At 64.2% G+C, this 21,710-nt stretch carries 20 protein-coding genes; 17 read left to right on the top strand and 3 right to left on the bottom strand.

Going from position 1 to position 21,710, the window contains the following annotated elements; all coding sequences use genetic code 11:
• Positions 1–300: 300 nt before the first annotated feature.
• Entirely contained in the window at positions 301–1,308 is a 1,008-nt protein-coding gene (locus tag ACVWWQ_RS10085; protein ID WP_133947668.1) for an NAD-dependent epimerase, read from the top strand.
• 54 nt (positions 1,309–1,362) lie between these two features.
• On the opposite strand, the gene ACVWWQ_RS10080 is transcribed toward ACVWWQ_RS10085, so the two are convergent.
• The 3 genes from ACVWWQ_RS10080 to map form a co-directional block, all read right to left on the bottom strand.
• Positions 1,363–1,812, bottom strand: a complete 450-nt coding sequence (locus tag ACVWWQ_RS10080) for a CopD family protein (RefSeq protein WP_133947670.1) — start codon at positions 1,810–1,812, stop codon at positions 1,363–1,365.
• Positions 1,813–1,872: 60 nt separating this feature from the next.
• Positions 1,873–4,506: a [protein-PII] uridylyltransferase gene (glnD, locus tag ACVWWQ_RS10075; RefSeq protein ID WP_133947672.1), complete on the bottom strand. Its 2,634-nt coding sequence runs from the start codon at positions 4,504–4,506 to the stop codon at positions 1,873–1,875.
• A gap of 126 nt (positions 4,507–4,632) precedes the next feature.
• A complete protein-coding gene (gene map, locus ACVWWQ_RS10070; RefSeq protein ID WP_099653727.1) occupies positions 4,633–5,397 on the bottom strand; it encodes a type I methionyl aminopeptidase in 765 nt (254 codons plus the stop codon).
• Positions 5,398–5,711: 314 nt separating this feature from the next.
• On the opposite strand from map, the gene rpsB reads away from it, so the two are divergent.
• The 16 genes from rpsB (at position 5,712) to ACVWWQ_RS09990 (ending at position 21,697) form a co-directional block, all read left to right on the top strand.
• On the top strand, positions 5,712–6,572 hold the full coding sequence (gene rpsB / locus ACVWWQ_RS10065) for a 30S ribosomal protein S2 (protein WP_099653728.1): 861 nt from the start codon (positions 5,712–5,714) through the stop codon (positions 6,570–6,572).
• 100 nt (positions 6,573–6,672) lie between these two features.
• On the top strand, positions 6,673–7,551 hold the full coding sequence (gene tsf / locus ACVWWQ_RS10060; protein ID WP_133947674.1) for a translation elongation factor Ts: 879 nt from the start codon (positions 6,673–6,675) through the stop codon (positions 7,549–7,551).
• A gap of 501 nt (positions 7,552–8,052) precedes the next feature.
• Entirely contained in the window at positions 8,053–8,775 is a 723-nt protein-coding gene (pyrH, locus tag ACVWWQ_RS10055; RefSeq protein ID WP_099653731.1) for a UMP kinase, read from the top strand.
• Between the two features lie 71 nt (positions 8,776–8,846).
• Entirely contained in the window at positions 8,847–9,404 is a 558-nt protein-coding gene (frr, locus tag ACVWWQ_RS10050; RefSeq protein ID WP_099653732.1) for a ribosome recycling factor, read from the top strand.
• Positions 9,405–9,421: 17 nt separating this feature from the next.
• Positions 9,422–10,168, top strand: a complete 747-nt coding sequence (gene uppS / locus ACVWWQ_RS10045; RefSeq protein ID WP_133947676.1) for a polyprenyl diphosphate synthase — start codon at positions 9,422–9,424, stop codon at positions 10,166–10,168.
• Positions 10,169–10,177: 9 nt separating this feature from the next.
• Positions 10,178–10,996, top strand: coding sequence for a phosphatidate cytidylyltransferase (locus tag ACVWWQ_RS10040; protein ID WP_133947678.1), 819 nt, complete (start codon positions 10,178–10,180; stop codon positions 10,994–10,996).
• 1 nt (position 10,997) lies between these two features.
• Positions 10,998–12,173, top strand: a complete 1,176-nt coding sequence (locus tag ACVWWQ_RS10035; RefSeq protein ID WP_133947680.1) for a 1-deoxy-D-xylulose-5-phosphate reductoisomerase — start codon at positions 10,998–11,000, stop codon at positions 12,171–12,173.
• Between the two features lie 36 nt (positions 12,174–12,209).
• A complete protein-coding gene (gene rseP / locus ACVWWQ_RS10030; RefSeq protein ID WP_133947682.1) occupies positions 12,210–13,556 on the top strand; it encodes an RIP metalloprotease RseP in 1,347 nt (448 codons plus the stop codon).
• Positions 13,557–13,754: 198 nt separating this feature from the next.
• Entirely contained in the window at positions 13,755–16,175 is a 2,421-nt protein-coding gene (bamA, locus tag ACVWWQ_RS10025; RefSeq protein ID WP_133947684.1) for an outer membrane protein assembly factor BamA, read from the top strand.
• 115 nt (positions 16,176–16,290) lie between these two features.
• Positions 16,291–17,334 (top strand): UDP-3-O-(3-hydroxymyristoyl)glucosamine N-acyltransferase, encoded by a 1,044-nt coding sequence (lpxD, locus tag ACVWWQ_RS10020; RefSeq protein ID WP_099653738.1) that lies wholly within the window; start codon positions 16,291–16,293, stop codon positions 17,332–17,334.
• Complete coding sequence (fabZ, locus tag ACVWWQ_RS10015; RefSeq protein WP_133947686.1) at positions 17,327–17,800, top strand: 3-hydroxyacyl-ACP dehydratase FabZ; 474 nt, start codon at positions 17,327–17,329, stop codon at positions 17,798–17,800. The genes lpxD and fabZ overlap by 8 nt, the downstream gene beginning before the upstream one ends.
• Positions 17,797–18,570 carry an acyl-ACP--UDP-N-acetylglucosamine O-acyltransferase gene (gene lpxA, locus ACVWWQ_RS10010; protein WP_133947688.1) on the top strand — a complete coding sequence of 258 codons (774 nt, stop codon included), beginning with the start codon at positions 17,797–17,799 and terminating at the stop codon, positions 18,568–18,570. Before fabZ ends, lpxA begins: the two co-directional genes overlap by 4 nt.
• Positions 18,571–18,688: 118 nt before the next feature.
• Positions 18,689–19,945: a lipid-A-disaccharide synthase gene (gene lpxB / locus ACVWWQ_RS10005; RefSeq protein WP_208321572.1), complete on the top strand. Its 1,257-nt coding sequence runs from the start codon at positions 18,689–18,691 to the stop codon at positions 19,943–19,945.
• 50 nt (positions 19,946–19,995) lie between these two features.
• Entirely contained in the window at positions 19,996–20,586 is a 591-nt protein-coding gene (gene rnhB, locus ACVWWQ_RS10000) for a ribonuclease HII (protein WP_133949273.1), read from the top strand.
• 187 nt (positions 20,587–20,773) lie between these two features.
• Positions 20,774–20,971 carry a hypothetical protein gene (locus tag ACVWWQ_RS09995; RefSeq protein WP_133947690.1) on the top strand — a complete coding sequence of 66 codons (198 nt, stop codon included), beginning with the start codon at positions 20,774–20,776 and terminating at the stop codon, positions 20,969–20,971.
• Positions 20,972–21,067: 96 nt separating this feature from the next.
• Positions 21,068–21,697 (top strand): TlpA disulfide reductase family protein, encoded by a 630-nt coding sequence (locus ACVWWQ_RS09990; protein ID WP_133947692.1) that lies wholly within the window; start codon positions 21,068–21,070, stop codon positions 21,695–21,697.
• The last annotated feature ends 13 nt before the right edge of the window (positions 21,698–21,710 follow it).

The raw sequence follows: 21,710 nt of genomic DNA, 5'->3' as shown, positions 1-21,710 counted from the left end.
CAATCCGGCAGGGATCGCGGTGCTTCATGACGAAGCAGCGGAAACAAACACTGGGCAAAAGAACGCCAGGGTCGAGGACATGAAGCACATGCCGGCCCAGGTTTGAGGGTGAATTTGGAAGCCGCGGAGTGTAACAAAATTTGACAGCTAACTCAAATTACGAGCGCTTGCAATAGGGATTTTTCCCACAAATTCGCAGGCATTTCCCTTCCAGTCAGCTAGCAAATATCGACCCGGCACGGGGCGATGAGCCACCCCGTTACAATGAGCAACTCAGCCTCACCTTGGTCAAATCGAACCATGCGCATCCTGGTTACCGGCACCGCCGGCTTCATCGGCGCCGCACTTGCCCGGCGCCTGCTGGCGCGCGGCGACGTGGTCCATGGTTTTGACAATCACAACGCCTATTACGACCCGGCACTGAAGGAAGCGCGGCTGGCGCACTTCATCGACCACCCGAATTACAGCCACCAGCGTGCCGACCTCGCCGACGCCGATGCCGTGGATCATGCCTTCGCCACGTTCAAGCCGCAGCGCGTGGTGAACTTGGCCGCGCAAGCCGGCGTGCGTTACTCGATCCAGAACCCGCGCGCCTACGTGCAAAGCAACCTGGCCGGTTTCGTCAACATCCTCGAAGGCTGCCGCCACGGCGGCGTCGAGCATCTGGTCTACGCCTCGTCGAGCTCGGTCTACGGCGCCAATCGAAAGATGCCGTTCGCCGTGGAGGATGCGGTCGACCACCCGGTCAGCCTGTACGCCGCCAGCAAGAAGGCGAACGAGTTGATGGCGCACACGTACAGCCATCTCTACCGCATCCCCACCACCGGCCTGCGCTTCTTCACCGTGTACGGGCCATGGGGGCGACCGGACATGTCGCCGATCCTGTTTGCCGACCGGATCAGCCGTGGCGAACCGATCGACGTGTTCAACCACGGCAACCACAGTCGCGACTTCACTTATATCGACGACATCGTCGAAGGCGTGATCCGCACGCTCGACCAGCCGGCCGCGCCGGATCCGGCCTACAACGCGGAACGGCCCAACCCCGGCACATCGAACGCGCCTTACCGGGTCTACAACATCGGCAACGATCAGCCCGTGCAACTGATGCGTTTCATCGAATTGCTGGAACAGAACCTCGGCCGCACGGTGGAAAAACGCCTGCTTCCGATGCAGCCCGGCGACGTGCCGGACACCTGGGCCGACGTGTCGGCACTGCGCCGCGATGTGGGCTATGCGCCGTCCACCTCGATCGAGGAAGGCGTGGCGCGCTTCGCCGATTGGTACCGGGAATACGTCAAGGAGTGAGAAGTGAGTGAATTGCCGGATCGGAGCAACTCTCACCTCTCGCTCCCCCTCACTCTAAAACGGCTTGGCAAGCACCAGCCAGATCACACCGAGAAGCAGCAGCACCGGCAGCTCATTGAGCCAGCGCAGCGCCTTGGAAGATGGCAGTGCCACTCCTTTCGCGCTGTTCTTGAGCAGGCGCCCGGCCCAGATGAAATAGGCCAGCAACAACGCCACCAGAGTCAGCTTGGCGTCGATCCAGTGCATGCCCGCGGTCACGTTCGGCAGGCTCTGCGGAAACACCCGCCAGCCCTGCCACAGGACCAGCCCGAACGCGAAGGCGATGCCGAACATGTTGTGGCCGAATTTGTACAAACGACGCCCCATCAGCTGCAATCGTGCCTGCACCGGCGGTTCGCCGGCACTTTCGGCCAGATTCACCAGAATCCGCGGCAGGTAGAACACCGTCGCCATCCAGGCGATCACGAACAGCAGGTGCAGCGACTTGATCAACAGATAGGTCATGACGAAGACGAGTGGCCACTGCGGCATGCAGCAGGCGTGATGATAACGCGGAGCCCTCGCTCAAGCCGGCGCGGGACCGACCCGCTCCAGCAAGGCCTGCAGCAACCGCTGCTTTGCAGCCGCATCGAGTGGTGCGTTGCCGCGATCAGTCAGCTGGAAGAAATCTTCCACCCGTTCGCCGAACGTGGCGATGCGCGCGTCGTGCACGCGCACGCCGGAGCTCGACATGACCTGTGCCACGGCGGCAAGCAAACCGGGGCGATCCGTACCGACCAGCGCGAGCTGGGTGCGATCGCCGGCAGCGTGGAAGCTGATCTTCGGCGTCATCTGAAAGTGCTTCTGATGACGCGACATGCCGCGCTTGCTCGGCTGCACGCCAGTCGCTTGGGCCAGCGCCCGCTGCAACCGCTGCTGCAGCTCTTCCGCCCGGGCCGCACTCACCGGCTGCTGGCTGTCCGCATCCAGCAGCAGGAAGGTATCCAGCGCCATGCCGGTCGGTGAACTGAGGATGCGCGCCTCCATCACCGAGAAGCGCAAGCGGTCCAGCATCGCGGTCACCGTGGCAAACAGTCCGTCGCGATCGGGCGTGTAGACAAACAACTCGGTGCTGCCGCGCACCGACAGCGGATGCACCGCGACCAGCGGCACCGCGCCGTTCGCCTGCAGGATGGCTGCCGTCTGCCAGGCGATCTGCTCGGGCCGATGGCGCAGGAAACTGAGCTGCGGGAATTCGGCCCACACGCGCATCACGTCCTTCTCGGCAAGCCCCTGATCGAGCAGCAGCGCCAGTGCGTATTCGGAGCAGTCGCGCACCCGCTCGCCGATGTCCCGCGGCAACTCGACGTCGCTGCGCAGTGCATAACGCGTACTGGTGTAGAGATCAGCCAGCAGGCGGTCTTTCCAGCCATTCCAGAGGCGTGGGCTGGTACCGATGATGTCGGCCACCGTGAGCAAGTAGAGCTGCCCCAGCTGTTCGCGATTGCCCACCGCCTCGGCAAAACGGTGCACCACGTCCGGATCGGTGATGTCCTGACGCTGCGCCGTGGTGCTCATCAGCAAATGATGGCGCACCAGCCAGGCGATCCTTTCGACATCAGCAGGCGGCAAACCCAGGCGGCTGCAGAATGCCCGTGCCTCCTCCTCGCCCAACACCGAATGATCGCCACCGCGCCCCTTCGCGATGTCATGGAACAAACCGGCCAGCAACAGCACTTCGGGCGTGGGCAGGCTGGCCCATATGCCGCAACCGAGTGAAAATTCCTGTTGCGCGGCAGGTTGGGCAAAACGGGCCAGATTGCGCAGCACGCGCAAGGTGTGTTCGTCGACCGTGTAGACATGAAACAGGTCGTACTGCATGCGCCCGAACACCTTGCCGAAGGCCGGCAGAATCGCGGCCAGCAGGCCGTGCCGGTTCATCCGCCACAGGGCCTCCACCGCCGGCGCGCCTCGACGCAGCAGTTGCAGGAAAGCCGCCAGCACCTCGCGATCATCCGCCAGCGCATCACCATGCACGGCGGTGGCCTGATGAATGCGGCGCATGGTGTCTGCGGTGAAGCCGACCAGGCCGGGTTGATCCAGCCGGGCGATGAAAATTTCCACCAGTGCTGCCGGACGGCGCATGAACAATTGGGGGTCGACGGCCGCCAGCCGCGTGCCGTAGCGCACGAAGGCCTCGCCTACCGGCAGCGCCTCACCGGGGGATTCCAGCATCTCTTCGAACCGCTCGGCCACCTGCACACCCAGTCGGTCCACCTGGCTGGCAGCGCGGTAGTAACCCTGCATGAACTGCTCGACGCCGAGATTCTTGGCGTGCTCGTCCTCGAAGCCCAGGCGCTCGGCCAGGCCGCGTTGATAGTCGAACAACAGACGCTCTTCGGCGCGACCGGCCTCCAGGTGCAGCGCATAACGGTAGCGGCGAAGAGTCGCCTCGGATTCCTCCAGCACGCTTTGTTCGGCCGGGTCGAGCAAGCCTTCGGTGACCATGTCGGCCAGATCATTGGCATGCGCCAGCCGCCGTCCCATCCAGCGCAGCGAATCCAGCGTGCGCAAGCCACCCGGCCCGTCCTTCAGATTGGGCTCGAGGTTGTAGGCGGTGTCGTCGTAGCGGGCGTGGCGGGCATCGCGCTCGGCCAGCCGAGCGGCCAGGTACTCGCGTGGTGGCCATAACGCCGGATCATCGACGATCGCTCGCAGCACGTTTTCCATGACCGGATCACCAGCCAGCCGCCGTGCATCGAGCAGGCTGGTGAAGACGCTCGCTTCCTGTGCGGCCAGCGCACGGCATTGATCCGGCTCGCGTACCGCATGGCCGACCTTCAGGCCGATGTCCCACAGCGTGGCGAAACACTGTTCGAATGCCCGCAGCCGCGCCGGTTCCGGCGCCTGCACCAGAGCCAGCAGGTCTACGTCGGAACAGGGGAACAACAGGCCGCGACCGAAGCCGCCGACGGCGAACAACGCCGTGTCGGTGACCTCGCCCAGACAGGCCGTCCATACATGCGCCACGATGCGGGCCACCGATTCACTCCGACGCCGCGCCAGCGCGCTGGCATCGGCGCCGTCACGAAACGCGGTGGCCAGGGCCCGGTCGACGTCGCCCAGCAATTGTCGCAGGGCCCGCCGCGCATCGGTGGATACGCCCGAACGCGGCACCGCCACTGGCAGACGCGGCAAGGGGGGAAGCATGACGCTCATCGACGGGATTGGGTACGACGGGACAAGAACGTCGGTTTGCCTCGCCGACCGACCTCACCGCAGGAGCGCACCCTGTGGGCGATGGTCTTCGTCACGTGGAAAGAAGCTCGCGCACAGGGTGCGCTCCTACGCATCCGGCCAGGCTGTGAGGATCTCGAAACCGTCGTCGGTCACGGCAATGGTGTGTTCCCACTGCGCCGACAGCGAGTGATCCTTGGTCACCACGGTCCAGCCATCGGGCAACTGACGGGTCTGCGGCTTGCCGGCGTTGATCATCGGCTCGATGGTGAAGGTCATGCCCTTCTTCAGCTCCACGCCGGTGCCAGGCTTGCCGTAGTGCAATACCTGCGGCTCGTCGTGATAGATCTTGCCGATGCCGTGACCGCAGTACTCCTTGACCACGCTGAAACCGGCGGCTTCCGCATGCTGCTGGATCGCATGCCCGACATCACCCAGCGTCGCGCCGGGGCGAACCGCCTGGATGCCGCGCATCATCGCCTCGAAAGTGGTGTCCATCAGCCGCTTGGCCAGCACCGACGGCGTGCCAGCCACATACATGCGGCTGGTATCGCCGTGCCAGCCATCCTTGATCACGGTGACATCCAGATTGACGATGTCACCGTCCTTGAGCACCTTGCCCTCATTCGGAATGCCATGGCAGATCACATGGTTGACCGAGGTGCACAGGGTCTTCGGGAAGCCGTGGTAACCGACGTTGGCCGGGATCGCCTTCTGCACGTTGACGATGTGCTCGTAGGCGCGGCGATCCAGCTCTTCAGTGGTGACGCCGGGTTTGACGTACTCCTTGAGCATCGCCAGCACTTCGGCGGCCAGCTTGCCGGCGACGCGCATGCCTTCAAGGTCTTCGGGGGATTTCAGGGTAATGGCCATCGGTTCCACTCATGTGGCGGCAGAAGCCCTTGAAATCCAGCAACTTGCCGCGCTGCCGGCGAACCGGCTACAATTTCGGAGTTTTGCAGGGCTGACGCATCCGTTTCGGTGATCAGTGGTGCAAAGCGAACCGGGATTGTAACCCTCCGCGGTACAACACCCAAACCAACGCCACACACGCATCGGCACCGCCTTCGGGGTGCTGCGCCTCGCCCACCAACAAATTCGGGCAAGTCGCGGTCGAAGCCGGGGATGCGTGGAGGTCCCAACCCCCAGGTTCCTTCTTGAGGAACCGACAATTCGGAGCGACACCCATGGCACAAGTCACCATGCGTCAGATGCTGGAAGCCGGCGTCCATTTCGGTCATCAGACCCGTTACTGGAACCCCAAGATGGCACCGTACATCTTCGGCGCCCGCGGCAAGATCCACATCATCAATCTCGAAAAGACCCTGCCGCTGTTCACCGACGCGATGAATTTCCTGTCGGGCCTGGCGCAGAAGCGCGGCACCATCCTGTTCGTCGGCACCAAGCGCTCGGCCCGTGAGCCGTTGGCCGAAGAGGCAGCGCGCGCCGGCATGCCGTTCGTGACCTCGCGCTGGCTCGGCGGCATGCTGACCAACTTCCGCACCGTGAAGCAGTCCGTTTCGCGCCTGAAGGAGCTGGAAGCGGCTGAAACCGACGGCTCGTTCGACAAGCTGGTCAAGCACGAAGTGCTGGCCCGTCGTCGCGAGCGCGACAAGCTGCAGGCTTCGCTGGGCGGTATCAAGGACATGAATCGCCTGCCCGACGCGCTGTTCGTGATCGACATCGGCCACGAAGACATCGCCGTGCAGGAAGCCAAGAAGCTCGGCATCCCGGTGATCGCCGTGGTCGACACCAACTACAACCCGGAACTGGTCGACTACGCCATCCCGGGCAATGACGATGCGATCCGCGCGATCCAGCTGTATGCCCGTGCCGCCGCCGACTCGATCCTCGAAGGCAAGGCCGCCGCGCCGGCCGCCGCCCAGGGCGACGGCAACGACTTCGTCGAACTGGACGAGGAAGGCAACCCGGTCGCCAAGGTGGACCGTCCGCGCCGCGATGCCGCGCCGCGCAAGCCCGCCCCGCGTCGCGATGGCGGCCGTGATGGCGGTCGTGGTTCGCGCAACGACGGCGCACCGTCCAGGTAATTGCCGCGACGGCGGTCACCGATCGCCGTCCGCCCCGCCCGGACTCACGCGCGATGCCGCCTGCCCGGCGTCGCGCCATAAAAGCATTAGAGGACTACCGATGAGCAATATTTCCGCCCAACTGGTCAAGGAACTGCGCGAGCGCTCCGGCGCCGGCATGATGGAATGCAAGAAGGCGCTGGTCGAGAACAACGGCGACATCGACACCGCGATGGAGTGGTTGCGCAAGTCCGGCCTGGCCAAGGCTGACAAGAAAGCCAGCCGCGTCGCCGCCGAAGGCCGCATCGTGGCTGCCCAGAGCGCCGGCAAGGCCGTGCTGGTCGAAATCAACTGTGAAACCGATTTCGTCGGCAAGGATGAGAGCTTCCTGAAGTTCAGCGACACCGTCGCCGACGTGGCGCTGAATTCCGGCGCTGCCGACATCGACGCACTGAAGGCCGCCGCTTACCCGGGCGCCAGCAATGTCGAGGAAGCCGCCAAGACCCTGATCGCCACCATCGGTGAAAAGATCGACGTGCGCCGGATGGCGGTCGTCAAGAACGATGGCGTGATCGGCAGCTACACCCACGGCGGCCGCATCGGCGTGCTGGTGGCGCTCAAGGGCGGCTCCGAAGAGCTGGCCAAGGGTATCGCGATGCACGTGGCGGCGATGAACCCGGCGCACATCCGCGCCGAAGACGTCCCGGCCGAATTCCTCGCCAAAGAAAAAGAGATCGCGCTGAGCCTGATGTCCGACAAGGAAAAGGCCAAGCCGGCCGAGATCCTCGAGAAGATCATCTCGGGCAAGGTCCAGAAGATCGTCTCCGAGGTGACCCTGCTGGGCCAGCCTTACGTGCTGGACACCAACGTCACCGTGGCCGACGCACTGAAGAAGGAAGGCGCCGACGTCATCTCGGTCGCCCGCCTGGCCGTTGGCGAAGGCATCGAGAAAGTGCAGGAAGACTACCTGGCCGAAGTGGCCAAGGCGATGCAGGGCTAAGTCCCCGGTAGGTCCCCGCTGTGGAAAAGGCCGCGAGCAATCGCGGCCTTTTTCATTTCGCCCGCCCATGCCATCGCCGACCGATCCGGATTCACGTCGATGATGCCGCCGCGACAAGCGAAGCCCGCACCGGCGCAAACTGTCAAAAGGCTGGCAACCATCACGCTGCAGAGCAACTTCATCGCGAAGTGATGGCATGACTGCGGATGCCGCCCGCCACGATGGCAGTACCACCAGGGTGACGTCCCGTCGTGGCACCGCGAAGAACCGGTGCACATGTCGAAACCCGGCAACCACAGGAAGGCGCGGAAGACGGCGCCGCTGAATGACGTGCACGATTCGGCGCTGGCGATCCATGCCGAATTGTTCGAGCGGGCATCCCATCGAGATATTCTTTTCCCGATTTCACGGAAAATCTGGCGGGGAGCGCCAGCGAACACCCCGCTTCGAAGCGGCTGCAGCTACAATAAGCCGGTTTACCCCACACAATCCGGAGATCCCATGAGCATCCAGCCGAAGTACCGCCGCATCCTGCTCAAACTCTCCGGTGAAGCCCTGATGGGCGAGGCAGACTACGGCATCGACCCCAAGGTCATCGGTCGGCTGGCTGACGAAATCATCGAAGTCCAGAAGACCGGCGTGCAGATCGGCATCGTGATCGGCGGCGGCAACATCTTCCGTGGCGCCGGCCTCGCCGCCGCAGGCATGGATCGGGTCACCGGTGACCACATGGGCATGCTGGCCACGGTGATGAACGCGCTGGCGATGCAGGATGCGATCGAAAAGCGCGGGGGCTTTGCACGCGTGACCAGTGCCATCCAGATCCACGACGTGGCCGAGGATTACATCCGCCGCCGCGCAATCCGTCATATCGAGAAAGGCCGCATCGTGCTGTTCGCCGCAGGCACCGGCAACCCATTCTTCACCACCGATTCGGCTGCCGCGCTGCGAGCGGTGGAAATCGGTGCCGACCTGCTGCTGAAGGCGACCAAGGTCGATGGCGTCTATACCGCCGATCCAGCCAAGCATCCGGACGCCACCCGCTACGACCGGCTCGGCTACGACGACGTGATCGAACGCAAACTGGCGGTGATGGATACCGCCGCGATCGCGCTCTGCCGGGACCAGCTGATGCCCCTGCGCATCTACGACATGACCGTGGCAGGCAACCTGATGCGCATCATGCAGGGCGAATCCATCGGCACCCTGGTCGACAACGGCTGAATGCGGCGCAACAAGCCTCACTGGCCGCCACTGCTATAATCAAACGTTGCACGATCCACCGGGAAGCACACATGCTCAATGACATCAAGAACGATGCCCAGACCCGCATGGGCAAGAGCATCGAATCGCTCAGGCACGACCTCACCCGCATCCGCACTGGCCGAGCCAGCACGTCGCTGGTGGACGGTATCAAGGTGTCGTACTACGGCTCGGACATGCCGCTGGCGCAGGTCGCCTCGGTATCGCTGTCCGACGCCCGCACCATCCTGATCACGCCGTGGGAAAAGACCATGGTGGCGCCGATCGAGAAGGCGCTGATGGCCTCTGACCTGGGCATCACGCCGACCACGGCTGGTACCGTGATCCGTCTGAACATGCCTGCGCTCACCGAAGAGCGCCGCAAAGAGCTGGCCAAACGTGTCGGTCATGAGGGCGAAAACGCCAAGATCGCGATCCGCAACGTGCGCCGCGATGCCTTGCAACAGGTCAAGGACCTGCTCAAGGAAAAGCTGATCACCGAAGATGATGATCGCGGCGCGGACGACGAGATCCAGAAGCTCACCGATCGCGCGGTCAAGGACGTCGATGCCGTGGTCAAGGCCAAGGAAGAGGAGCTGATGGCGCTCTGAGCGTCATCAAGCCCATCATGCCCGGCGCCGAAACCGCCCAGGTGCAGGTGCCGCGCCACATCGCCATCGTGATGGATGGCAACGGGCGCTGGGCCAAGGCCCGGCATCGTCCGCGCAGCTTCGGCCACAATGCAGGCCGCAAGGTCGTGCGCGACGTGATCGAAGCCTGCCTGCGCGAGGGCGTGCAGGCGCTCACCCTGTTCGCGTTTTCCAGTGAGAACTGGCAGCGCCCGCCGGCCGAGGTCGGCGCGTTGATGAGCCTGTTTGTGCGTGCGCTGGACAAGGAAGTGGACGAATTGCACGGCCACGGCGTGCGGCTGCGCTTCATCGGCCACCTCGACGCCTTCGAGCCGAACCTGCGTGAACGCATGCAGGCCGCCATGGCCCGTACCGCCGGCAACGACAAGCTGCAGGTGAATATCGCCGTCAGTTATGGCGGCCGCTGGGACATCGTGCAGGCCAGCCGACTGGCCGCCGAGGCGGTGGCGCGCGGCGAGCTGCAGCCGGGCGACATCGACGAAGCACGACTGAGCCAGGGGATGAGCCTGGCCGAGCTGCCGCCACTGGACCTGTTCATCCGCACCGGCGGCGAATGCCGCATCAGCAACTTCCTGTTATGGCAGGTCGCCTACGCCGAGCTGTACTTTACCGATACCTTGTGGCCCGATTTCGACCAGGCTTGCCTGCGCCGGGCCATCGAAGACTATGCCCGCCGGGAGCGCCGCTTTGGTCGCACCGGCGAGCAGCTCGCCCCCGTTTCCTAGAGGATTCCCATGCTGCTTCAGCGCATTCTCACCGCCCTGGTGCTCGCGCCGCTGGCGATCCTGATCATCCTGCTGCCGCCCACCGGCATCTTCGGCGTGATCGTGGCGCTGGCATTCCTCGGCGCCTGGTGGGAATGGGCGCAGCTGAGCGGACTGAAGAACCGCTCCGCCCGCATCCTGTTACTGGTTGCCGCAGCCGGCACTTTCGCGTTGCTCTGGTTTTCCCAAGGCACGGCGTGGACGCCATGGCTGCTGGCGACGGGCGTGGCATGGTGGGCAGTGGCTTGCCTGTGGCTGCGTCATTTCGCATTCGCTGCGGCGCCGACGCAAGAGAATCTTGCACTGAAGCTGCTGGCCGGCGCTCTCGTGATCTTTCCGACCTGGGTCGCATTGACCAGCATCCATGCCCGTCTGCCGCACGGCCACTGGTGGACGCTGCTGGCGCTGCTGATCGTGTGGGCTTCGGATATCGGCGCCTATTTCAGCGGCCGCACGTTCGGCAAGCGCAAACTGGCACCCCAGATCAGCCCCGGCAAGACCTGGGCCGGTGCCTACGGCGCGATGGTCGCCGGCGTACTGGTCGCCGACGTCGGCGGCTGGCTGCTCGGGGTGCGCGGCGCCTCCCTGCTGGGGCTCGGCCTGCTGGCCGCCGTCACCGTGGCCATATCGATCGTGGGTGACCTGCTGGAAAGCCTGATGAAGCGACATGCCCAGGTGAAGGATTCAGGCAGCATTTTCCCCGGCCACGGCGGCTTGATGGATCGACTGGACAGCGTGTTTGCCGCTCTCCCGGTGTTCGCCGCGGGCCTGATGTTGCTGGATATCTGACATGCATCAAATTGCCGTTCTAGGCGCCACCGGCTCAATCGGCGGCAGCACGCTCGACGTGATCGCGCGGCACCCGCAGCGCTTTCGCGCCACGGTGCTGACCGCGCACCGCCAGGTCGAGCCTCTCGCCGACCTGTGCGTCAAGCATCGGCCCGAGCTGGCGGTGATCGCCGACCCGGCGCTGGAAGGCGAACTTGCGCGTCGCCTGGCGGCTGCCGGCGTACATTGCGAGGTGGCCAGCGGCCATGCGGCGTTGACCGCCGCAGCCTCCGGCACGCTGTGCGATACCGTGGTGGCGGCGATCGTGGGCGCGGCGGGGCTGGATTCGACGCTGGCCGCGGCCAGTGCCGGCAAGCGGCTGCTGCTGGCCAACAAGGAATCCATCGTGATGGCCGGCACGCTGTTGCTGAAGGCCCTGGCAGCCGGTGGCGGCACCCTGATTCCAGTCGATTCCGAACACAACGCGATTTTCCAGTGCCTGCCCGGCGGACGTCCCGACCTTGGCCGCAGCGGTGTGCGCCGCCTGATCCTGACCGCTTCCGGCGGCCCGTTCCGGGGCCGCACCCGTGCCGAACTCGCGGGCATCACCCCGGAACAGGCCTGCAAACACCCGAACTGGGTGATGGGACGCAAGATTTCGGTCGATTCGGCCACGCTGATGAACAAGGGACTGGAGGTCATCGAGGCCCATCACCTGTTCGCGGCGTCCGCCGAGGTCATCGACGTGGTCGTGCACCCGCAGAGCCTGATCCATTCGATGGTGGAGTACGTCGACGGCTCGGTGCTGGCGCAACTGGGCAATCCCGACATGCGCACCGCCATCGCCCATGCATTGGCCTGGCCCGAACGGATCGAATCGGGCGTTCCCTCGCTGGACCTGGCCCACTGCGCTCCGTTGCAGTTCGAACAGCCCGATCTCGCCACCTTCCGTTGCCTGGCCCTGGCATTCCAGGCCTTGCGTGCCGGGGGTGACGCGCCGGCCGTGCTGAACGCGGCCAACGAGGTGGCGGTGGAGGCGTTCCTTGCTGGCGCGCTGCCGTTCCTGGCGATCGCCGACGTGGTCGAAGCGGTACTTGCGGAACTGCCGCCGCAAGCCGTGGTCGATGTTGGAACGCTTTGTGAACGCGACCGTACGGCGAGGGAGGCGGCCCGCCGCGTCCTGCGCAATGCTTGCTGATATTCTTGCTCCGATAACTTTTTGCCCTGGTACTTGATGACTTCCTTCTTCGGCTCGGTGTTCTGGCTGCTGGTCACGCTTGGCGTGCTGGTGACCTTCCATGAGTTTGGCCACTACTGGGTCGCGCGCCGCTGTGGGGTCAAGGTGCTGCGTTTTTCGGTGGGCTTCGGCAATGCGATCTGGAAGCGCATCGGGCGCGACGGCACCGAGTACCAGATCGCGGCGATTCCGCTGGGCGGCTACGTCAAGATGCTCGATGCCCGCGAGGGCGATGTCGACCCTGCCCTGCAAGCGCAGGAATTCACCGGCAAGTCGGTGTGGAAGCGCATTGCCATCGTCGCTGCAGGCCCGGGCTTCAACCTGATTTTCACCATTGCCGCCTTCTGGCTGATGTTCATGCTGGGCCGTCCGGATGTCGCTCCGCTGGTTTCCGCCACGCCGCAGAGCATCGCCGCCAAGGCCGGCATCCAGTCGGGCGACCGCGTCCTCAGCGTCAACGGCGATGATGTCAGCACGTATACCGATGCGATGGACGGCGTGGTGAACGCCTTGCTGGGTCGCTCGCCGCTGCCCATGACCGTGCGCGGCACCGATGGCCGCCAACGGACCCTGGTGTTGCCGCTGAATGAGCTGCCTGCTGGCGAAGGCGTGGCCAAATACCTGGATCAACTGGGCCTGAAACTCGCGCCCTCGCCCGCGATCGCCGCCACCGTGCTGCCCGGCAAGCCGGCGGCGCTGGGAGGCATGGAAGGCGGCGACCGGATCGTCTCGATCAATGGCCTGCCAGTGACCGATTACGCCGCGTTCCAGAAGCTGGTGCCGATGGAGGCCGAGAAATCGCCCCACCTCAAGCTGGTGATCGAACGCGACGGCAAGCCGATGCAGCTGGCCGTGGATGCTCGCCACGAATCGCTGGAAGGTCAGCCGATGAACTGGATCATCGGCGTGAACGGCGCCGGTCCGGAACAGGTCACCCTTCGTTATGGTCCGGTCAAGGCGTTCTCGGCCTCGCTCCAGGCTACCTGGCGCAACACGGCGCAGACGTTCAACCTGATCGGCAAGATGGTCAGCGGCCAGGCCTCCACCAACAATCTGTCCGGCGTGATCGGCATCGCTTCGGTGGCCAATCAGTCCGCCAACATGGGCTTGCCCTGGTTTCTCAATTTTCTGGCCCTGGTCTCGTTGAGTCTGGCCATCCTCAACCTGCTGCCGATCCCGGTCCTGGATGGCGGGCACCTGCTGTATTATCTTGTCGAGTTGGTCAAGGGCAGCCCGGTCAGTGAACAGACGATGGTGGTGGGACAGTACATTGGTCTCGCCCTGTTGTTCACCCTGATGGGGCTGGCTTTCTACAACGACATCCACCGCATGCTGCCGTCGTGATGTCCACGCACGGCGAAAGCGTCATCGTGGCGACACGCGTGGCTGCATCAGCCACGGCGCGCCGCGATGGCGTCTCCGGATGCACCCTGCCCTGGCAGGGAGTGGTTCTTTTTTCGGGCCGGGGTAATTCCCTGTCTCATGCATTGTTCGGAGCGGCCGCGCTGGCCGCTTCATCGAAATAACCCAACGGAATCGACGATGAAGCGTATCGCCGCGCTGATCCTGCTTGCCTCCCTCTCCGCCAATGCGTTCGCGTTCGATCCCTTCGTGGTGTCGGATATCCGCATCGACGGCCTCAGCCGGATTTCCGCCGGTACCGTCTACAACTACCTGCCGGTCAACAAGGGCGACCAGTTGACCAACGACGGTGCCCAGCGTGCCATCCGCGCGCTGTACCAGACCAAGTTCTTCAGCGATGTCGAAATGGACCGCGAAGGCAGCATCCTGGTGATCAAGGTGGTCGAACGACCCTCGATCGCCAAGCTGACCCTGCGCGGCAACAAGGACATCAAGACCGACGACCTGAAAAAGGGCCTGAAGGAAATCGGCCTCACCGAGGGCGAGACGTTCGATCGGCTGGCGCTGGACAACGTGCAGCAGGAGCTGATCCGGCAGTATTACAACCGCGGCAAGTACAACGTGTCGGTGGTGCCGCACGTGACCCGACTGGATCGCAATCGCGTCGCGGTCGAGATCGAGATCCGCGAAGGCAAGGCCGCCAAGATCAAGGAGTTGAACATCGTGGGCAACCACGCGTTCACCGACAAGCAGATCCGCGACGGCTTCGAATCGAATACCACCGGCCTGATGTCCTGGTATTCGAAGGATGACCAGTACTCCCGCGAGAAGCTGTCCGGTGACCTGGAGAAGCTGCAGTCCTACTACATGGATCGCGGCTATGCCGATTTCGGCGTCGACTCCACCCAGGTGGCAATCGCCCCGGACAAGCGCTCGATGTACATCGACGCCAGCATCAAGGAAGGCGAGATCTACAAAGTCACCGACGTGAAGCTGCTCGGTGACCTGATCCTGCCGGAAGAGACCATGCGTCAGCTGGTTTTCGTGAAGGACGGCGACACCTTCAATCGTGGCGCCATCGAGGCCAGCAGCAAGGCGATCAAGGCGGTGCTGTCCAACATCGGCTACGCCTACGCCAAGGTCACCCCGATTCCGAAGCTGGACAAGGAAAAGCGCACGGTCGACCTGACCATGTACGTCGAGCCCGGCCAGCGCGTGTATGTACGTCGGGTGGTGTTCCAGGGCAACACCCGCACCGAAGACGGCGTGCTGCGCCGCGAACTGCGCCAGCTCGAAGGCTCCTGGTATTCGCAGGCGGCGATTGACCGCTCGAAAGTGCGTCTGCAGCGACTGGGCTACTTCAAGACGGTCAACATCGACAAGACACGCGTGCCGGGTACCCAGGACAAGGTCGACGTGACGGTGAAGGTGGAGGAGCAATCCGCCGGCAGCATGCAGTTCGGCGTGGGCTACTCGCAGTACTCGGGCATCATCCTGAATGCCTCGGTCTCGCAGAACAACCTGTTCGGCACCGGCGACAGCTTCTCGATCAGTGGCGAGCGCAGCAGCTATTACACCCGCCTCGGCCTGAACTACTACAACCCCTATCTGACCGACAGCGGCATCGGCATCGGGTACAGCGCGTCGTACTCGAAGACCGACTACGGCAACACCGACTTTGCCAACTACGCCACCAGCGCGAAGAGTTTCTCCTCGTACCTGGGCATTCCGATCAGCGAAACCGATGGCCTGCGCGTGGGCTTGGGCATCAGCAGCAACAAGGTGAACCTGTACCCGGGTTACAGCCCTCAATTGCTGATCGACTACCAGAACGAGATCGGCAACAAGACCATCCATACCTGGACCGGTACGCTGGGCTGGAACCACGACACCCGCAACGGTTACTGGGCTCCGACCCGCGGCGGCCTGATCTCGGCCTCGACCGACGTTGCGTTGCCCGGCTCGACCGTGCAGTACTGGAAGCTCACCACCGAGCTCAACCATTACTGGCCGATCGGCAAGGGCTTCGTGCTGTATCTGGATGGCCAGGTGGGCTACGGCAAGACCTATGGCAAGAACGGCCTCACCGACGACGCCTACCAGGCGCTCAAGACGGCCAGCACCGCCCAGGACGCCACCCATGTGTTGACCGACATGCGTCAGGACCTGCCGTTCTGGCAGAACTACTATGCCGGCGGCGTGCGCGACGTGCGCGGCTTCCAGGACAACACGCTGGGCCCGCGCGTCTGCATCGACGGCAGCACACCGGATGCCAAGGGCATGTGCAACAGCGGCGCCTATTACGCCCAGCCGATCGGCGGCGCGTTCAAGGTGCTGGGTACGGCCCAGGTCTTCATTCCCCTGCCGTTCCTGAAGGACGTCAACACGGCACGCGTGTCCTGGTTCATGGACGTCGGCAACGTGTACAAGGATTACAAGAGCTTCGATGCGTCCGAGCTGCGTGCCTCGACCGGTGTGTCGCTGCAGTGGCAGGCGCCGATCGGCCCGCTGATCATCAGCCTGGCGGTGCCGTTCCGCTCGAAGGATGCCGACCGCCATTACGAAGAACGGATCCAGTTCACCTTCGGCAGCCAGTTCTGAGTCGAGCCCAGGCGACATCGGAAAGCGCGGCCCCGCCGCGCTTTCTTTTGTCGGAAGGGTCGACTGCATGCCGCGGCGTCACCCTCTACAATGGCCGGCGGGTTCCGGAGCAAGCATGAGCACAATCCCATACACGGTGGCCGAGCTGGCGGAGCGGATCGGCTTGGTCATCAGCGGCGATGACACGCGGTTGATCGACGGCGTCGGCACCCTGGCGGGCGCCGGCCCCAGCCAGCTCAGCTTCCTCTCCAACAGCAAGTACACCAGCCAACTAGCCACCACGCGCGCCGGCGTGGTGGTCATGCGCGAGGCCGATCTGGCGGCGTCTCCCACCACGGCCCTGCTCGCCGCCGACCCCTACGTCGCCTACGCGAAACTCGCGGCGCTGTTCGAGAAGATGCCGACAGCTGCGCCGGGCGTTCATCCCAGCGCCGTCGTCGCCGGGGACGCACGGATAAGCCCGAGTGCCAGCATCGGTCCGGGTTGCGTGATTGCCGAGCGTGCGGTGATTGAAGACGGCGTCGTACTCGGACCGCATTGCATCATCGGCGAGGACTGCACCGTGGGCGCGCATTCCCGGCTGGTCGCACGGGTGACCCTGGTCACGCGGGTCACGCTTGGACGACGAGTATTGATCCATCCCGGCGCCGTGATCGGCTCGGACGGCTTCGGGCTGGCCTTCGATCGCAGCGCGTCCGCTCATGGTGCCTGGGTCAAGCTGCCGCAACTCGGTGGTGTGCGGATCGGCGATGACTGCGAGATCGGCGCGAATACCACGATCGATCGTGGCGCGCTGGATGACACGGTGCTGGAAGAAGACGTGCGGCTGGACAACCAGATCCAGATCGCGCACAACGTCCACGTCGGCGCGCACACGGCCATGGCCGGCTGCGCCGCCGTTGCCGGCAGTGCAAAGATCGGTCGCTACTGCATGATCGGCGGCAACGCCGGCGTGCTTGGCCATCTGGAACTGGCCGACGGGGTTACCATTACGGCCAAAAGCCTGGTTACGCATTCGATCCGCGAGCCCGGCGAATATTCATCGGGCGTGCCCCTGCAGGACAACCGCCAATGGCGGAAGAATGCGGCACGCTTCAAACATCTGGACGAGTACGCGCGTCGACTGTCGACGCTTGAGAAGGACAGCGACAATGAGTGAAAACAGCGACTTCACGACCCTGCCCATCGACGTGGAGCAGATCCAGGAATTGCTTCCGCACCGTTACCCTTTCCTGCTGGTGGACCGGGTGGTCGAGATCGTGCCCGACATCAGCGTGGTCGCGCTGAAGAACGTGACCATCAATGAGCCGTTCTTCCAGGGCCACTTTCCGGGACACCCGGTGATGCCCGGGGTACTGATCATCGAGGCGATGGCGCAGGCGGCCGGCCTGCTGACCCAGATCAGCCGCCACATGAAGGGCGACAGGGTCAGCCCGCTGTTCTATCTGGTCAAGGTGGACAACGCGCGCTTCACCGCGCCGGTGGTTCCCGGTGATCAGTTGCGCATGGAGGTCAGCCTGAAACGGCTGATGCGCGGCATGGGCATTTTCGCCGCGCGCGCCCTGGTCGATGGCAAGGAGGTCGCCAGTTGCGAATTGATGTGCGCGGCGAGGTCCGGCAAATGATCCATCCCACTGCAGCGGTTGATCCGTCCGCCATCATCGGCGCCAATGTCAGCATCGGCGCGTACAGCGTCATCGGTGCCGATGTGGAAATCGGCGACGGCACGGTGATCGGACCGCACGTGGTGATCGAGGGGCCGACCCGAATCGGCCGCGACAACCGTATCAACCAGTTTGCCTCGCTCGGCGGCGATCCGCAGGACAAGAAGTGGCAAGGCGAACGCACCGAGCTGGTGATCGGTGATCGCAACCTGATCCGCGAATTCACCACGATCAACCGTGGCACCGGCGACGGTGGTGCCATCACCCGGCTGGGCAACGACAACTGGGTGCTGGCCTACGTGCATATTGCGCACGACTGCCAGATCGGCAACAACGTGGTGTTTTCCAATTACTCGGCACTGGCCGGGCACGTCAGCATCGGCGACTGGACCATTCTGTCCGGCTATTCCGGCGTGCATCAGTTCTGCAAGGTCGGCGCGCACGCGTTCATCGGGATGGGCTGTCTGGTCGGCCATGATGTGCCGCCGTTCGTGATGATGGCCAACGAGCAGCACGGCCGTCCGCGCGGCATCAACAGTGAAGGCCTGAAACGTCGCGGCTTCGACGCGCCGCGCATTTCCGCCATCAAGCGCGCCTACCGCACTTTGTACATGGCCGGCCTGTCGCTGCCCGAAGCGCGCGAAAAGCTGGTTGAACAGGCGCGCGAGAGCGAGGACGTGCGCGCCATGCTCGAATTTGTCGACAAAAGCGAACGGGCACTGGCCCGCTGAACCACCTGCCGGGACGGGGAATTGCCGGGCACCATCCAGATGATGCCGTGTACCAGCCAGCTCGAATTCATCCGCCGTCGGCCCTGATCCGTCATCCTGTGCGAATCATTCGTCAACCGTGAGTATCGTGCCGAATCCCGAATCCCTGCCCCCTGCCTCCGCCGCACCCACCATCGCCATCCTCGCCGGCGAGGATTCCGGTGACCAACTGGGCGCCGAGTTGATCGCCGCCTTGCGACTGCGTTATCCGCAGGCACGTTTCATCGGCATCGGCGGCGCCCGCATGCAGGGCGAGGGGTTTGAGTCCTGGTATGACATTCGCGAGCTGTCGCTGTTCGGCTTCAGCGAGGTCATCAGCCACCTGCCTCGACTGCTGCGGCTGCGCAAGACACTTGTTGCCCGTTTGCTTGAGCAGAAGCCGGACGTGGTGGTCGGCATTGATGCACCCGACTTCAATCTCGGGGTGGAGCAACGGTTGAAGTCCGCCGGCTTGCTTACGGTCCATTACGTCAGCCCGTCGGTATGGGCATGGCGGGAAAAGCGTGCCGAGAAGATCGGCCGCAGCGCCCATCGTGTGCTCTGCCTGTTCCCGATGGAGCCGGCGATCTACGCCAGGCACGGCATCGACGCGCGCTTCGTGGGTCATCCACTGGCCGATCGTTTCGCGCTGGTCTCCGACCGTGTGGGTGCGCGTGATGCGCTGCAACTGCCACAGCAGGCGCCGGTGCTGGCCGTGTTGCCTGGCAGTCGGCTGTCCGAAGTGGCTCGGCTGGGTCAGCCCTTCATCGAGGCGGCCACCCGCGTAGCCGCAGCCATTCCCGGCTTGCGTGTGGTGATTCCCGCCGCCAATGCCCAGGTGCATGCGAAGCTCGGCGCCTTGCTCGCCCATGCCTCCCAGGGCGAGAACCCGCCGATCCTGCTGGACGGTCACGCACACGAGGCGATGCTTGCCGCCGACGTGGTCTTGCTGGCATCAGGCACCGCCACGCTGGAAGCCATGCTGGCCAAGCGACCGATGGTCGTGGGCTATCGGGTGGCCCCGATGAGCTACCGCATTGCGCGGGCACTCAAAATGTTGAAAACCGACGTCTATTCGCTGCCGAACATCCTCGCCCGCGCCAGCGGCATCGACATGGGCGACCGACTGCTGGTGCCGGAGCTCATGCAGGACGACTGCACGGCGGAAAAGCTGGCCGCCGCCACGCTGGCACTGTTCAAGGACAGTGAGCGACGCGGCGCCGTGGTCGCAGCATTCGAACACCTGCACCAGGTACTGCGTGGTGGTCTGGATGGCCATGCCGGCGACCGCGCTGCGGCTTCCATCGCCGAATTGATCGACGCCAAAGCAGTCGGCACCGGGGCACACGACTCGTGAGCGAAGTACTCGCGCCGTGCCGATCCCGTCTCAGCGAGGGAGCCGCACCGGTGGCGGGCAGCTTTTTCGTCGCCGGCGTGGACGAAGCCGGACGCGGACCGCTGGCCGGCCCGCTTGCGGTCGCCGCCGTGATCCTCCATCCGGATCGTCCCATTGCCGGATTGAACGACTCGAAGAAACTCGGCCACGCAAAACGGGAAACCCTTTATCCGCTGATCATCGAGCGGGCGGTGGCTTGGTGCGTCGTGCTGGTCGAGCCGGACGAAATCGATCGCCTGAACATCTTCCAGGCGACCATGACCGGCATGAGCCGGGCGGTGGCCGGGCTCGCGCCTGGCGCACACGAAGCATGGGTTGACGGCAACAAGTTGCCCAAGGACCTGCCCTGCCCTGGCCGCGCAATCGTCGGCGGTGACGCGCTGGAACCGGCGATCAGCGCCGCGTCGATCCTGGCAAAAGTCAGTCGTGATCGCCTCATGGTGGCGATGGAACAACTGCATCCCGGTTATGGTTTCGCCGTGCACAAGGGCTATCCCACGCCAGCACATCTGGCAGCGCTGCGACGGCTCGGGCCCTGCCCGCAGCACCGTCGCAGCTTCGCCCCGGTACGCCTGCTGCTGGATCAGGCGAGATTGTTCTGATCGCACATCCTGATGAGATTGATTCAGCTAGGCCATTCGTCTATGCCACTTTTCCTCGCGGGCGCGCATTCTTAGTCCCAGGGAAGCCCCACAGCACGGATGCGCCAGTCACACCGGCCCGTCCTGACTCGCCGGTATGCTCAGCAGCGAACTCATACGCGACCATCAAGATCGAAGGAGTCCCGTCATGATGCATCCGCAAACCCAACCAGCCGCGCCGAGGCTGCCCATCGCCGCGCTCATCGAAGGTCCCGCCACAACACCGGACGAGGTCGACGAGAATCGCGTGCCGCATGCCGACTACAACCTGCAGCCATTGCGGGTGCCGGCACTGGACCACTATCTCAACACCACCGACAAGGACGAGCGGTTCTTCGTCCGCTGAGCTGCGGCTTCCCGGCGATTGGTCCATGCCGCGCTGCCGCTTCCTCGCTCCCCTGCCTGTTGCTACGCTGGCGACTGACTCGGGGGAGCGACACACATGCGCAGAATCGCGACAGCACTGCTTGCCTTGCTGCTTTGCTGCAGCGCCACTGCCGGCAGCATGCCACCACTTCAATCGCGCGACAGGCCACCGGACAACCTGGGCACCACGCAGCACGGCGAGAACGTGACCATTTCGTCGCTGCGTGGCAAGGTCGTGGTGATCAGCTTCTGGGCCACCTGGTGCGGTTACTGCATGGAGGAAATCCCGGTATTGGCCAAGTTGCAGGCGCTGGCCACGCAGCGCGGACTGCCGCTGCAGGTGGTGGCGATCAATCATCGAGAGGATCGCGACACTTTTGTGCGCACCTCGCGCGTGCTGCGCAGGAGCCTGCCGGAACTGCTGCTCACCTGGGATCGCGATGGCGAGATCGGAAAGCCCTACGGGGTCAGCGGCATTCCCGTGATGGTGATGCTGCATCGCGACGGCACCATCGCGCATATCCATGTCGGCTACGGTGCGGACATGCTGGACACGCTGGTCGGCGAGATCAACGCGCTGCTGCTCGAACAGCCGGCGGCCACGGCAGCCGTCGCCACGCATCAGGCGCGGCTTGCACGAGGCGCCAGCACGTTTCGTGCAAACCGCGCGGAAGTCAATCTTGCCGCTGCCTCGGCTGCCGGGTAGCCTGCATGGACTC

The sequence above is a fragment of the Rhodanobacter sp. TND4EL1 genome (assembly GCF_054061035.1).
This window is presented reverse-complemented; position numbering and strand designations above follow the sequence as displayed.

Bases quoted from the DNA above. Each gene is read 5' to 3' on its own strand.
- ACVWWQ_RS10085 (WP_133947668.1), top strand. From the start codon at position 301: ATGCGCATCCTGGTTACCGGCACCGCCGGCTTCATCGGCGCCGCACTT.
- ACVWWQ_RS10080 (WP_133947670.1), bottom strand. From the start codon at position 1,812: ATGACCTATCTGTTGATCAAGTCGCTGCACCTGCTGTTCGTGATCGCC.
- glnD (WP_133947672.1), bottom strand. From the start codon at position 4,506: ATGAGCGTCATGCTTCCCCCCTTGCCGCGTCTGCCAGTGGCGGTGCCG.
- map (WP_099653727.1), bottom strand. From the start codon at position 5,397: ATGGCCATTACCCTGAAATCCCCCGAAGACCTTGAAGGCATGCGCGTC.
- rpsB (WP_099653728.1), top strand. From the start codon at position 5,712: ATGGCACAAGTCACCATGCGTCAGATGCTGGAAGCCGGCGTCCATTTC.
- tsf (WP_133947674.1), top strand. From the start codon at position 6,673: ATGAGCAATATTTCCGCCCAACTGGTCAAGGAACTGCGCGAGCGCTCC.
- pyrH (WP_099653731.1), top strand. From the start codon at position 8,053: ATGAGCATCCAGCCGAAGTACCGCCGCATCCTGCTCAAACTCTCCGGT.
- frr (WP_099653732.1), top strand. From the start codon at position 8,847: ATGCTCAATGACATCAAGAACGATGCCCAGACCCGCATGGGCAAGAGC.
- uppS (WP_133947676.1), top strand. From the start codon at position 9,422: ATGCCCGGCGCCGAAACCGCCCAGGTGCAGGTGCCGCGCCACATCGCC.
- ACVWWQ_RS10040 (WP_133947678.1), top strand. From the start codon at position 10,178: ATGCTGCTTCAGCGCATTCTCACCGCCCTGGTGCTCGCGCCGCTGGCG.
- ACVWWQ_RS10035 (WP_133947680.1), top strand. From the start codon at position 10,998: ATGCATCAAATTGCCGTTCTAGGCGCCACCGGCTCAATCGGCGGCAGC.
- rseP (WP_133947682.1), top strand. From the start codon at position 12,210: ATGACTTCCTTCTTCGGCTCGGTGTTCTGGCTGCTGGTCACGCTTGGC.
- bamA (WP_133947684.1), top strand. From the start codon at position 13,755: ATGAAGCGTATCGCCGCGCTGATCCTGCTTGCCTCCCTCTCCGCCAAT.
- lpxD (WP_099653738.1), top strand. From the start codon at position 16,291: ATGAGCACAATCCCATACACGGTGGCCGAGCTGGCGGAGCGGATCGGC.
- fabZ (WP_133947686.1), top strand. From the start codon at position 17,327: ATGAGTGAAAACAGCGACTTCACGACCCTGCCCATCGACGTGGAGCAG.
- lpxA (WP_133947688.1), top strand. From the start codon at position 17,797: ATGATCCATCCCACTGCAGCGGTTGATCCGTCCGCCATCATCGGCGCC.
- ACVWWQ_RS09995 (WP_133947690.1), top strand. From the start codon at position 20,774: ATGATGCATCCGCAAACCCAACCAGCCGCGCCGAGGCTGCCCATCGCC.
- ACVWWQ_RS09990 (WP_133947692.1), top strand. From the start codon at position 21,068: ATGCGCAGAATCGCGACAGCACTGCTTGCCTTGCTGCTTTGCTGCAGC.